The 13,362-nt window shown below is 41.7% G+C and carries 11 protein-coding genes; 3 read left to right on the top strand and 8 right to left on the bottom strand.

Features of this window, described 5'->3' with window-relative positions:
- Nucleotides 1–4: 4 nt before the first annotated feature.
- On the bottom strand, nt 5–2,557 hold the full coding sequence (locus EVU92_RS05460; protein ID WP_130050334.1) for a M14 metallopeptidase family protein: 2,553 nt from the start codon (nt 2,555–2,557) through the stop codon (nt 5–7).
- A 144-nt stretch (nt 2,558–2,701) separates the two neighbouring features.
- On the opposite strand from EVU92_RS05460, the gene nfuA reads away from it, so the two are divergent.
- Entirely contained in the window at nt 2,702–3,277 is a 576-nt protein-coding gene (nfuA, locus tag EVU92_RS05455) for a Fe-S biogenesis protein NfuA (RefSeq protein WP_054554437.1), read from the top strand.
- A gap of 14 nt (nt 3,278–3,291) precedes the next feature.
- Complete coding sequence (locus EVU92_RS05450; protein ID WP_130050333.1) at nt 3,292–3,561, top strand: hypothetical protein; 270 nt, start codon at nt 3,292–3,294, stop codon at nt 3,559–3,561.
- A 1-nt stretch (nt 3,562) separates the two neighbouring features.
- On the opposite strand, the gene dinF is transcribed toward EVU92_RS05450, so the two are convergent.
- Nucleotides 3,563–4,897, bottom strand: a complete 1,335-nt coding sequence (dinF, locus tag EVU92_RS05445) for an MATE family efflux transporter DinF (protein ID WP_130050332.1) — start codon at nt 4,895–4,897, stop codon at nt 3,563–3,565.
- Between dinF and EVU92_RS05440 the strand changes: the two genes are divergently transcribed.
- The gene (locus EVU92_RS05440; RefSeq protein WP_233786765.1) at nt 4,874–5,905 is read left to right on the top strand and encodes a polysaccharide deacetylase family protein; all 1,032 of its coding nucleotides are present in this window, start codon (nt 4,874–4,876) and stop codon (nt 5,903–5,905) included. The two genes, dinF and EVU92_RS05440, sit on opposite strands and share 24 nt — an antisense overlap.
- Here EVU92_RS05440 and EVU92_RS05435 read toward each other — a convergent pair.
- The 6 genes from EVU92_RS05435 to EVU92_RS05410 all read right to left on the bottom strand — a co-directional run bounded on the left by EVU92_RS05435 (nt 5,892) and on the right by EVU92_RS05410 (nt 13,353).
- On the bottom strand, nt 5,892–6,926 hold the full coding sequence (locus EVU92_RS05435) for a chemotaxis response regulator protein-glutamate methylesterase (RefSeq protein ID WP_130050331.1): 1,035 nt from the start codon (nt 6,924–6,926) through the stop codon (nt 5,892–5,894). The two genes, EVU92_RS05440 and EVU92_RS05435, sit on opposite strands and share 14 nt — an antisense overlap.
- Before the next feature lie 8 nt (nt 6,927–6,934).
- Nucleotides 6,935–7,552, bottom strand: a complete 618-nt coding sequence (gene cheD / locus EVU92_RS05430) for a chemoreceptor glutamine deamidase CheD (protein WP_130050330.1) — start codon at nt 7,550–7,552, stop codon at nt 6,935–6,937.
- Nucleotides 7,549–8,367: a protein-glutamate O-methyltransferase CheR gene (locus EVU92_RS05425; RefSeq protein WP_130050329.1), complete on the bottom strand. Its 819-nt coding sequence runs from the start codon at nt 8,365–8,367 to the stop codon at nt 7,549–7,551. The genes cheD and EVU92_RS05425 overlap by 4 nt, the downstream gene beginning before the upstream one ends.
- Before the next feature lie 65 nt (nt 8,368–8,432).
- Nucleotides 8,433–10,760, bottom strand: coding sequence for a methyl-accepting chemotaxis protein (locus EVU92_RS05420; RefSeq protein ID WP_130050328.1), 2,328 nt, complete (start codon nt 10,758–10,760; stop codon nt 8,433–8,435).
- Nucleotides 10,761–10,789: 29 nt separating this feature from the next.
- Nucleotides 10,790–11,275 (bottom strand): chemotaxis protein CheW, encoded by a 486-nt coding sequence (locus EVU92_RS05415; RefSeq protein ID WP_130050327.1) that lies wholly within the window; start codon nt 11,273–11,275, stop codon nt 10,790–10,792.
- On the bottom strand, nt 11,272–13,353 hold the full coding sequence (locus tag EVU92_RS05410) for a chemotaxis protein CheA (RefSeq protein ID WP_130050326.1): 2,082 nt from the start codon (nt 13,351–13,353) through the stop codon (nt 11,272–11,274). The genes EVU92_RS05415 and EVU92_RS05410 overlap by 4 nt, the downstream gene beginning before the upstream one ends.
- Nucleotides 13,354–13,362 lie beyond the last annotated feature (9 nt).

Below are 13,362 nucleotides of genomic sequence, written 5' to 3'. Positions count from 1 at the left end.
GTGATTATTTATCACCTGAGGCATGAAAGGCATTACCAAAGAATAATGCATTGCTCAGTAATCGGCTGGTACCATACCAATAACCACGGAACACTGGGTTATCGGTCATGCCTATCACACTCCCTTTACCATAAGAGTGCGCAATTAAGCCTGCCGCACCAGCTACTTGTTCTACGTTTACGTCATCAGTAAAGCCAGCTAAAAGCGGTTTATCTGTGTAAGTAAGCACGTTCACAAAAGGTGCGTCTGATTTCTCAAGTAGCCAAGTACTATTCTTAAACACAGGTAATGTATTGCGATTCAGCGAATACGTAAGTGGGTGAGATAAATCCACTGAAGTATTAAAAATAGCACCCGCAATACGCTGACGACCAGCTAAGTCATCTTTATCGGCATAGGTAAGCCCTGTTGTATCAAATGCACTGGCTACATCACGACGAGATAAGTAATTAGCCTTTAGTAGTTGCTGATCAGCTAAGAATTTAGCACCGCCTTTATGTCCCCAAATAACACCGCCTTTACGAACCCACGATTTAATAGCCACTTTAGTCGCATCATCAAGACGATTGAAATTTCCGTGCGCTAGAATAATATGACTGTAGTTTTCAAGGTCGATGCGATTTAAGCGCTCCATTTCGATAATGCTTGGCGCTGTGCCAACGAAACGATCTAAGTAATACCATACTTCACCAAGTTCATACTGGCTGGTTCCCTGACCTCCCACTAGTAATACTTTAGGCGCTTTCACAACCGCCATTGCACGAGAACCTAAATCAGCACCTTTAACCGTTAAGCCTGAGCTAATTGGTGTTATTTCAATGCCAAACTCATTCTGCGCTTGGTTTAAATAGCTAACCCAGTTGCTATCAGTTTGCAGACCTGCAGGAACAAGAATACTACCTGGCTCAAAAGCTATTTCACCTGAAGGCGTTTTTGCTGTAAGTGGGCTTAATGCCACCCGTGCTTTCACACCTTGTTCGAGTAAACTATTAAGCATTTTTGGCGCTAGGTAATCATCCCATTTGAATGCATAAGCATAGCTTTGTGGTAAAGCGGCAAAGCTTGATTTAACACTTTGCTGCCAAGGCATTTTGGCAACCTTTAAGCCCCAATTACTGCTTACCTTTGCAAATTCTAAATTAAAGGCATGAGCAAGTGTCCAGCCAGATACATCATAAAATGTATTATCGACAAAACGCTGTTGCTCACTAAAAATCGCTTTAATTAAACGAAATTGCGGCTGTGCTAAAGGCACATAATAGCTCTGCTCAGAAAAGCTTTGACCGTTCACTTTTAGCGGCTCTTCTAACATGTACGCATTGATTTGATGTTGTTTTAATAAATCAAGGAAGTACTTCATGCGACTTTGATCAGCGCCGCCTTTCACCACATACCCTTTAAAGTCTTCATCACCAGCAAGGTCAACAGCTTTGTTGTAAAATTTGGCTTGATAATCAAGTAAGTCTGTACGGTTATCAAGCGCGGCTTGGAACGTCGATAGGCTCGTTAATAACTGATTTTTAATCGTAAACGGGAAGCTTAATGGGCCGTTGATGGTTTCTTGTAAGTGACCACGTGAGCTCGCTTGTTCAAATAAAATACCTACACCGCCATTTACATCTGGGTAAGTTGAGCCTTTACCATAGTAAAAGTCATCGAAGCTTTCTTCTGTGAAGTAAAGAGCATTATGCTCATCAAGTGTCTTTGCATGATAGTTTGCAATTGCTTTAGTTAGCGTGACATTTTCTTCAGGAGTGATTGGGTGCTTACGAGTTGGGATCCCAGGCTGGAAAAAGTATGTGCTGTTTGGGCCCATCTCATGGAAGTCTGTTAGGATATTGGGCTTCCATTGATGAAACTGCGCAATGCGTGCACGTGATTCAGGGTGCTGTAGTAACAACCAGTCACGATTTAAGTCAAATAAATAGTGGTTAGTACGGCTACTCGGCCAACTTTCAATGTGCTCGCGAGTTTGTGGATCTGATGATAACTTCATACCACGGTTACTATTCGCCCAATTTGCAAAACGTGCTAAACCATCTGGGTTCAATGATGGGTCTAGTAAAATAACCGTGTTGTTTAGTAAGGCATCTATTTCTGGGCCTTGTGCAGCGGCAAGGTAGTAAGCAACGAGTAGCGATGCATTACTACCTGATGACTCATTCCCATGAACACTGTAACCCATCCATACAACCGCAGGTTGTTTGCTTGAGTCACTCGTTCCACCATTTAAGCGAGCTAAGTGAGCCTTGCGGATTTGCTCTACCTGACCCAGCTTTTCTGGTGCTGTGATGGTTAGCATCACAAGCGGACGCTGTTCATGTGTGCGACCGATTACTTTGAAGTTCATTCGATTACTTTTTTCAGCAAGAATTTGCATATATTGCACAAGCTGATCGTGACGTACATGCCACTCACCCACTTCGTAGCCTAGCACCTGCTCTGGGGTAGGAATAGTTGGGTCAAATTTCACATCTTCTTCAAAGTAATAAGAAAGAGGTTTTGCTAATGCGCTGACGCTCACTAGCATGGTTAATATTGTTATTATAAAACGCATAGATAGCACCCGTAATTATTTGATGTTTTAACGCTACCATTCGATAAAATAGATGCAACTTTTTACGCTCAACACTGGCGACAATACGATGAGCGGAGTATGATACTCAGTATCCGAGTAATTTAGTCAAGTATAGTCCGTTTTATGATCTCTATTTCTGAATCTGCACAATCTCATTTTGCTAAACTTTTAGCAGACCAAGCTGAACAAACGAACATTCGCGTGTTTGTAGTAAACCCAGGTACTTCGCAGGCTGAGTGTGGTGTTTCTTACTGCCCAGAAGACGCCGTTGAAGCGACTGATATTCGTCTACCATTCAATGGCTTTGATGCCGTTGTTGATGCAGAAAGCGCCCCTTTCTTAGAAGAAGCTGAAATCGATTTTGTAACTGACAAAATGGGAACTCAGTTAACACTTAAAGCGCCAAATGCAAAAGCACGTAAACTTAGCGATGATGCGTCACTGCAAGAGCGTGTTCAACACATGCTTGAAACTGAAGTTAATCCACAGCTCGCTAATCACGGCGGTCAAGTTAGCCTAGTAGAAATTACTGCTGACGGAATCGCAGTACTACAATTTGGCGGTGGCTGTAACGGCTGTTCAATGATTGATGTCACACTTAAAGAAGGCATCGAAAAAGAAATGATCGCCAAGTTTGACGAAATCAATGGTGTAAGAGACATTACTGATCACCAATCTGGTGAACACTCTTACTACTAACTGGTATTTAAAGCATGCTTAAAAAATGGGTATTTCGCTTAGGTAGCGACCCCAAGTTAAGCTTAAAACGCTTTATTCGCGGCCTAGCACTATTTGTGCTGGCCGTGATTTTTATTGCTATAGGTTATTATGGGCCCGCACTATTTCAATTAATTGGTCTGATCATTTTAGCTGTGGCGATATTCTTTGCAGCCTGGGGCTACTTAGGTATTTTTGCCAACCGCTTTGCACAAGTCTTAGAACGATCTTCACCGAAAGATCACGACCCGGATCTATGGAAGTGATTTAGTCTAATAATTGCTGATTATTGATAATTTTACGGTAGCGAATCCACAGAGTTAACCCTCGCATCAACATAAAGCTCGTCATAGCAAACCACAAACCATGGTTCTGCCAGCTACTTACCAGCCAAAACAGTCCAAAGAAGCCCACCAAAGCACTAAATAGCATTGTATTTCGCATGTCTTTGGCACGTGTTAAACCCACAAATACGCCATCAAATAAGAAGCAACCCATCGCCGCAATAGGTAAAATAATGACCCAGGGAAGGTAAACAGTCGCGAGGCTGATAACCTCTGGCACATCGGTAAGTAAACGAATGATTGCCTTGCCAAAAAATAAAAATATAAGACTATAAAACACGGCAAATAACCCGCCCCAAAACAGGCTCAAATTAACCCATAGCTTAATCTGCTTAGTGCTTTGTTCTCCTTTAGCTTTTCCGACCTTAGCTTCACTCGCATAAGCAATACCATCAAGTGCAAAGCTCACCAACATTAAAAAGTTCAGCAATACAGCATTGGCCGCTAAAGTTGTTTCACCGATACGTGCGCCATAAAAAGTCATAAAGCTAAAACACAGTTGTAGCGCCAGTGAACGAATAAATATATCACGATTTAAATTCACTAAATCAAGTAACTTAGCAACACTTAACCATGCTTTCACGGCAAGGTTAACACCCTGCTTTTTGGCAAGTTGTGCAACTAACATAAGTGCAAAAACAAGGGCAGTATAATCAGCAATTAAAGATGCCCACGCAGCTCCAGCCACACCCCAATCAAGAAATACCACAAAATAAATATCAAGCACGATATTAGTAATATTGGTGATAAGTAATAAATAAAATGGCCCGCGGCCATAATGCACCCCTAACATCCAACCAAGTAAAACCAAATTACACAAAGCAGCAGGCGCACTAAAAATACGAATTGAAAAATAGCTATTTGCTTGTTCTAAAACAGCGTCATTGGCATTTGATAAATATGCCATTAAGGATTGAATAGGTATACTCAGCGCTATTAATAACAGCGCAACCGCTGTTGCTAGTAACAAGCTGCGCTTTAATAGCTCAGCGAGTAAGGTGTGATCGCTTTTACCATAGGCCTGTGCAACCAACCCTGTGGTGCTCATCCGTAAAAAACCTGCTAGCCAAAATAATAACGAGATAACTGCTGAACCGAGTGCTATACCAGCCAAATAGTGAGCGCTTCCTAAGTGACCGATTACAGCGGTATCAACTAAACCTAACATTGGCACGGTAATATTTGATAAAATCATCGGACCGGCTAATAACAGTAAACTTTTATGGTGTGCCTTATGACGTTTAAGAAAATGTTTCATTTAGTATTTGCAGTCCTGTTAGGTTTATCTTTGCGTGCCCATGGCGCTGTCATTCTACAGTATCACCACGTCAGTGAAACCCTTCCTGCGGTAACCAGTGTCAGCAGCGATACATTCACAGAACATATGCAATATTTGCAAGATAATAACTTTAAAGTTATTCCATTAGATGAACTCATCACCGCATTACAAGCCGGCCAGCCTCTGACAGATAAAACCGTCGCGATTACCTTCGATGATGGCTATAAAAATAACTATGAAGAAGCGGCACCAATCTTAGAAAAATTTGGCTATCCATATACTATTTTCGTTAATCCCGAGTTGATTGATGAAGGCAAAAGCTATGTTATGACATGGCAACAGTTAAAAGAGCTATCTAATAAAGGCGCCATAATCAGCAATCACACACAAGTCCATAATTACTTACATCGCAAACAGCCAGGCGAGAGTGAAGAGGCGTGGTTAGCTCGCACTAAAAAAGATATTCTATCTGCTCAGCAACGCATTAAAGAAGAAATTGGTCATGATTACAAATATCTTGCTTACCCTTATGGCGAGTTTAACAATTCATTACAACAGTTAGTTAAATCTCTAGGCTTTGTTGGTATAGGTCAACATTCGGGTGCTGTAGGTATCCATTCTGACTTTACCCGATTACCACGCTTTCCGGCGTCGGGCTTTTACTCAAAACTTGATACGCTTGCCACTAAACTAGACTCGCAAGCATTCACTATCAAGCAGCTCACCTACTCAGATAGCGTAACGCATGAAAACCCGCCAAGTTTAAGTATGCAATTTGATATGCAAGACTTTCATAAAAGTCAGTTTGCTTGTTATGTCTCTGGTATTGGTCAAGCCGATTTAACGTGGCTTAGTAAAGATACGGTGAAGATCACCTCACCTGAAAAACTGAAAAAAGGCCGCTCTCGCTTTAACTGTACGGCCCCATCTATCGCGAAAAAAGGAAACTACTACTGGTTCTCACAACCTTGGGTTATTTTACCTTAACAGCTTGTTTTAGCATTTGTGCCGTTACCTTATCAAGACGAACCACTTCATTAGCCGCATTGAGCTCCACTGCGGCTTTTGGCATCCCCCATACCACAGACGATAATTCATCCTGAGCTATTGTGTAAGCCCCTGCTTGATTTAGGGCCAATAAACCTCTTGCGCCATCACTACCCATACCGGTTAGTAACGCAGCCACTGTCGCTTTCGGACAGGCTACCTCCAAAGAGTTAAATAGCACATCAACAGAGGGACGATGTCGATTAACCAACTCACTCGAGTCAAGCTGACAAAACAAGCCGCCTGCTTTTTTCACCACACTTAAATGCTGATCGCCTGGTGCAATATATGCCCAGCCAGTTTGTAGCTTATCACCATGTTCAGCTTCTTTAACGTTGATTTTACAGGTTCTATCCATGCGCATCGCAAATGAAGTACTAAATACAGGAGGAATATGCTGTGTTATAACAATAGGTGGGCAGTTTTCTGGCATGCGTACTAGCACTTCTTTAATCGCTTCTGTGCCACCTGTTGAAGCACCTATTGCAAGCACGCTATTAGCTTTAAACTCAAGTGTTGCTAAAGAGCTATCGTCTTCAACTTTTGACTCTTTAAAGGCACGCACTCTAGCATCAGCTGCTGTACGCACTTTTTGATGTAGTAAATGCGCATAACGTTGCAAATTTTCAGTGACATTAATAGTTGGCTTGGCAATAAAATCAACTGCGCCAATTTCGAGGGCTTCCAAAGTGATTGGGGAGCCTTTTTGAGTAAGCGTTGAAATCATAACAACCGGCATAGGACGAAGACGCATCAAGTTTTTTAAAAAGCTTAATCCATCCATTTTTGGCATCTCGATATCAAGGGTTAAGACATCTGGATTAAGGCGCTTAATTAAATCTCGGGCTTGATAAGGGTCTTCTGCCGCGCCAACGACTTGAATGTCTTGCGCTTGCTCGAGTACTTCCTTGAGTAAACCACGGATCAAAGCAGAATCATCAACTATGAGTACTTTGATCATATGCTCTCCTAAAATAATTCAATATCCGTTTCTGCATCTTGTTGCTCAATATCGTGTAAGTATTTAATTTCACGTTTCTCGAGTTGATCAGAGTGCAATTCACGCATCTTTTTAACCTGTGCCTTGCCTGTTTGTGGATCAAACATCACCTTACGAGGCCAAGGCCCGCCAACATCATGGGATACTAAATCTAAACCTTCTTCAAGTACATAGGCATTTGCAAAACGAATATTGCCAACACCAATATCTGTCATTGAACGAATAATCTTTCCACCACCAAATAGTTTAACTTTGAGATTGCGTCTAGAAGCACCATTTTTTAGGATTTCATTGATCAAGTATTCCATTGCCCAGTTGCCATAGCGGCAGTTAAGGCTGTGTGCGTTGCTAGGATCAACGCCTTTTTCTGCTGGTAGCATGAAATGATTCATGCCACCAATGCCTAAACCTTCATCGTAAATACAGGCTGCAATACAAGAACCTAGCACGGTTGTGATCAGTTCATCTGATTTTGAAACATAAAACTCGCCAGGCAATACCTTAGCAACGACTTTGTGGCGCTTACCATCCCAAAACCGCTTAACGTGTTCAAAACCAGGCAATACAGGTTTAAAATGACTACTCATAGACCACCTTTTTGATAGATCGTTTGGCCTAAATTCTTAAACTCTTTGTGGTCCTTACCCAGTGTTTCGGAATGCCCTAAGAATAAGTGACCGGAATCGGTCAACAAATCATAATAACGTTTAAATAGGGTATCTTTGGTCGGCTTATCAAAATAAATAACAACATTGCGACAAAAAATAACATCAAACGGCCCTTTCATAGGCCAGCTCTGTAATAAGTTTAGACGTTTAAAAAAAATATTTTTTTGTAGTTCGGGTTTTACTTTATATAACTGTTCATCATGGCTTTTTAAAAACCAGCGTTTAAGTTGGCTTTTGTCTAAACCATTCACATTCGCTGCTGTGTACGTACCAGCCTGCGCTTTAGCGAGCACATTTGAATCTAAGTCAGTGGCTAGGATTTTCACATCCCAGTCAGATGGAAATAAACTGCTTAAGGTCATAGCAATAGTGTAAGGCTCTTCGCCGGTTGAGCAGCCTGCAGACCACACCCTTACACGTTTTTGCTTAGCATTACTTACCAGTAGTTTTGGTACTATGGTATTTTTTAGATAACTAAAATGATGGGGTTCACGAAAGAAAGAAGTCAGGTTAGTCGTTATTGCATTAATAAACTCACTGAACTCTTGCTCTTTGTGCTCTTCGAGAAAATCTAAGTATTCTTTAAAGTTCTTAAGCTTATGTTGGCGAATACGTCTTGCTAAACGCGAGTAAACCATCTCGCGTTTATGCTCCGCTAAGACAATGCCGCAAGCATCGTACACTTGTGACGAAATAGCTTTAAAATCACTATCCGTTAATAAAAACTCTTTCATGTGTTTGACCCTGCAGCTGTAACATTAGATGCAATTAACTAGTTAGAATTTTGTTGGGAAGAGTTTTAAAACTCTTCCCACTCATCACTAGGGTCAACAAAGTTATTGCCTTTTGGCGCCGAGCGTACTGGTGAGCTTGGCTGTTTAGCGGCAGGCGCTGAACTTGCACGGCTGGTTATATCCATCTCATTATTTGATAACGAGAAGAAGTTTAATAAGCGGCGCATATCATTCGCTTGCTCTGCCATTGATTCTCCAGCGGCAGATGCTTCTTCAACCAAGGCAGCATTTTGCTGAGTCATTTCGTCCATTTGGGCAATAGCTTTATTAACCTGCTCAATACCAGAGCTTTGCTCTTCAGATGCTTGGGCAATATCAGAAATCATCGCTGTAACTCTTTGCACCGCTGTAACAATTTCTTGTAATGTTGAACCTGATTCATTAACTAGTAATGTACCATCTTCAACTTTCCCAACACTGTCTCGGATCAATTCTTTGATTTCTTTTGCTGCAGCTGCTGAACGTTGCGCTAAGTTACGCACCTCACCAGCAACAACCGCGAAACCACGGCCTTGTTCACCTGCTCGCGCAGCTTCAACAGCCGCATTCAACGCTAGTAGGTTTGTTTGGAAGGCAATTTCATCAATTACACTGATAATGTCTGCAATCTTCTTACTTGATTCATTAATTGCTGACATACTGGTGACAGCGCGATTTACCACTTCACCACCTTTTTGTGCCTTAGTGCGTGTTTCTTCAGCAAGTTCATTTACTTCTTTTGCATTATCAGCATTTTGACGAACCGTACTGGTCATCTCTTCCATGCTTGATGCTGTTTCTTCAAGTGATGAAGCTTGCTCTTCAGTACGTTGACTTAAATCAGCATTACCTTGTGAAATTTCTTCTGCGCCACTTGCAACCAGCGTTGCTGAGGTATTAATGCGATTAATTACTTCAGTAAGCTTATCAGCCGTGGCATTTGCATCACGTTTTAGCTTGTCGAACGAACCTTGGTAGTCTTGCTCAATACGTTTTGATAAGTCACCGTTCGCCATGGCATCCAGCATGTTGCCAGTGTCTTTTACTGCATCATCAACAATGCTAACAAGGCTATTTAAGCCCTGCGCTAGACGTAAGAAGAAACCTTGTTTACCCGCTTCTTCAACACGCGCTTCTAAGTCACCACTCCCCGCAGCAGCGACGAGGCCTGCAATTTCTTTTTCAATAGCGACTTCCGCGGTTCTATCTTCCCACTCCACTACCGTACCAATACGTTCGTTTTCTGGGGTGAAAATAGGGTTTGCAACCAAGCCAAAAGTACGCCCACCCACTTGAATTTCAGTGCTATAAGTATCACTTAACTTAGCAAGCATGTTGCGTTGATGTGCTGGGTTCTTATGGAACACATCAATATTTTGACCAATCAAATTATTACTGTTGAAATTAGGTAAATCTTTCCTTAAATCACTTTCAGCAATCTTCATCATGTTCAGAACAGCTTCGTTCATGTAAATAATGTTGTTGCCAGAATCAGCAATCATGGTATTCGTTGCCACACGGTCAAGTGCACGACGTACTCGCAGGTTTTCTTCTGCTGCACGCTTTTCAGCTTCGGCTTTATTTACGCTATCAGTAATATCTTGCCACTCAACAATAGTACCTAAACGCTTACCTGATGCGCTCACCCAAGGTGTTGCAATCAAGCTAAAAATAAGCCCTGCTAAACGCAATGTCGTTTTGTATGGTTCAGATAATGTTTTTAGCAGCTCACGTTGGTGTGACGGTTGTTTATGAAAATCATCAACGCAGGTTCCAACTAGGTTTGCAACTGAAAAGCTAGGTAGCACAGTTTGTAACGTTGACTCACGAGCTTGCAGCATTTGCTTTACTTGCTCATTAACGAAAATAATTTTCAAATCGTTATCGGCAATCATCACATTTGCTTGGCATACACGCAGCGCATTTGATAAGTCAGCATCACGTTTTGACTGACGTTCAAGCTCTTTTTGTGGTGTAATATCGGTAGCAAGCTTGATGACTTTAGTGACATTGCCATTGCTATCAATAATCGGGTTATAGGTGCCTTGAATCCAAACTTGCTTGCCATTTTTACCGACACGCTTAAATTCATCAACAAAGAATTCACCGCTGCGTAATCGTTGCCAAAACTGTTGATATTCAGGGCTTTGCGACTCTTCTTCAGCAACAAACATAGAGTGGTGTTGCCCTTGAATTTCTTCGAGTTGGTACCCCATGGTGTTTAAGAAATTAGCATTGGCAGTAATGATCTGCCCCGATGGTTGAAACTCAATCATCGCTTGCGACTTTCTCAGTGCCGCAATAACTAAATCATTTTCCGACTCAACATTTTTAGGACTGCTAAACCATCCCATACCCTTCACCTTCTTGTTAATCTACCCAGTTAAATGTCCATTGTTTTTTGTAGGTCAAGTAATGCGACCATCTTCTCACCCACATTGACTAAACCCGCAACAAATTGCGCGTTGTCTGAGTCAGACAAATGTGGCACTGCCTTCGCTTCATGCTCTGCAATGCTATAGACATCCGAGACGGCATCAACTGCGATGCCCATAATTTTACATGTATTTTCAAGCTGTACTTTTAGAACGATTACAACGGTTAACGGCCCGTACTCTATGGCTGATATACCAAAACGAAGCCTTAAATCAATAATTGGCACTATAGTGCCGCGCAGATTAATAACCCCTTTGACGAAATCCGGTGAGTTAGGGATCACCGTAATTTCTTCCCAACTGCGAATTTCTTGCACCGTTAAAATATCTACACCGTACTCTTCTTCGGCCATAAAGAAGGTTAGGAATTGTTTTACATCTTGATCTTGTTCAAGAGTTAGCTTGTTATGCAGGTCGTCGTGTTGTGCAATCATGACGCCTCCAAATTCGCTTTTGACTCTATAATCAATTCCTGGCTCCCTGGCTTTCTAAGCCCAGATAATTTAATCAAACCACTAATATCAACAATCAAAGAAACACGACCATCGCCTAAGATTGTAGCCCCAGAAACGCCATCAACTTTTTGATAGTTTGCCTCCAAACTTTTGATTACGACTTGTTGTTGAGATAATAAGTCGTCAACTAATAAACCTACTTTTTGATTGTCGCTTTCAACAACAACCAGTAAGGTTTTATCAAGCGTTTCAATTGCCCCTTGGTGGTTAAAAATATTGTAAAGCCTTAAGATTGGAATATATTCATCACGTAAGCGCAGCACATCTAAATCTTTACCAACCCGACTTACCTTACTGATATCGATTTGCAATGATTCGATAATCGAAATTAGCGGGATAATATAAGTATGCTCAGCAATACGTACTAACTGCCCATCTAAGATAGCCAATGTTAGCGGTAGGCGAATTGTAAATGTCGAACCTACGCCCGGTGCTGAAGCCACTTCCACAGAACCGCTCAACGCTTCGATATTGCGCCTTACTACATCCATACCAACGCCACGACCCGATAGGTCGCTTACTTGATCGGCTGTAGAAAACCCTGGTAAGAAAATAAGCTCGTTTACTTCGTTATCAGACAACTCATCAGTTTCTGAAATTAGGCCGTTTTTAATTGCCTTTTCACGAATTTTAGTGGTGTTAAGACCTTGGCCATCATCCATAATTTCGATAACAATATTGCCACCTTGATGAAACGCATTGAGCGTGACAGTACCAACAGGGTTTTTACCCGCAGCAACACGCTTATCAACAGTTTCTAAGCCATGGTCTAGGGAGTTTCTCACTAGGTGAACCATAGGATCAGAAAGCTTCTCCATCACGGTTTTATCTAGTTCGGTTTGCTCACCAAGTAACTTTAGCTCAACTTGTTTATCAAGCTTTTGCGAGATATCTCGCACTAAGCGAGGGAAGCGACTAAACACAAAGCTTATTGGCAACATACGAATACGCATGACGTTTTCTTGTAAGTCACGAGTATTATGTGCCAGTTGCGCTAAGCCCTCTTGTAGAGAAGCAATCGTCGCTTCAGTGATTTCTTGCTCACCCAATTGGCTTAACATCGCTTGGGTAATAACTAATTCACCCACCATGTTGATGAGTGAGTCAACTTTATCAATACCAACCCTGATTGAGGTTGATTCTGCATTGGCAGTAGTTGCTTTAACTGGCGCAGGCTTTTTGGTATCAGTAGTTGGTTTAACTACTGCAGGCTCAGCCTCTTTCACTGGTGCTGCATCTTCTGTAGCAGTTTCAGCTGCCGAAATATCTTCATCACCAAACAAACCACCGCATAGCGTGATGGTAATATCAGCGTCATCCTCAACCCATTCAAAAATTTCTTCTATACAGCTTTGCTCTTTGTCTGTGGTTAAGAAAAAGCGCCACGATAAGAAACAATCTTCAGGGGCAAGGTTAGTGATATCAGGCACATCATCTTGAAAAGCTTGTGTTTCAAGTTCACCCAACTCCGCTAATTCACTGATCATGTACAGTGGTTCATTACCGGTTTTAAATAAATGATGGTGTGGTTTGAAATCGATTTGATAGGTATTAAAACTGTTTTCGCTGACAGCTTCTTGCGCTTGAGCAGGTTCTTTACTTGCAGCACGCATGCCGAGAATTTCTTCAAACTTAATACGAAGTTCATCAGCTTCAGTTAGGTCTGGCTGCTGCTCAGCTTGCAAAGTTCTAAGTAAAGCTCGTAAACAATCAACTGATTTTAAAAGTAAATTTACATGCTCAGCAGTAAGATCACGTGAGCCTTCACGGATTTGATCTAACAGGGTTTCGAGAACATGAGTAAAATCTGCAACGGCACTAAAACCAAAGGTTCCACTGCCTCCTTTTATCGAATGCGCAGCGCGAAAGATTGTATTTATTGTCTCTAAGTCTTCTTCGCCAGGTACTAAGTTTAATAACTCAGCCTCCATAGCATCGAGTCCTTCAAAGCTTTCTTCGAAGAATACTTCAAAAAATTGGCTTAGATCTATACTCATGCCCCGCTC

It is taken from the genome of Pseudoalteromonas sp. MEBiC 03485, assembly GCF_004195145.1.
GTDB lineage: Bacteria > Pseudomonadota > Gammaproteobacteria > Enterobacterales > Alteromonadaceae > Pseudoalteromonas > Pseudoalteromonas apostichopi.
Note: the sequence above shows the minus strand (reverse complement) of the source record. Positions and strands in the feature narration are given on the sequence as shown.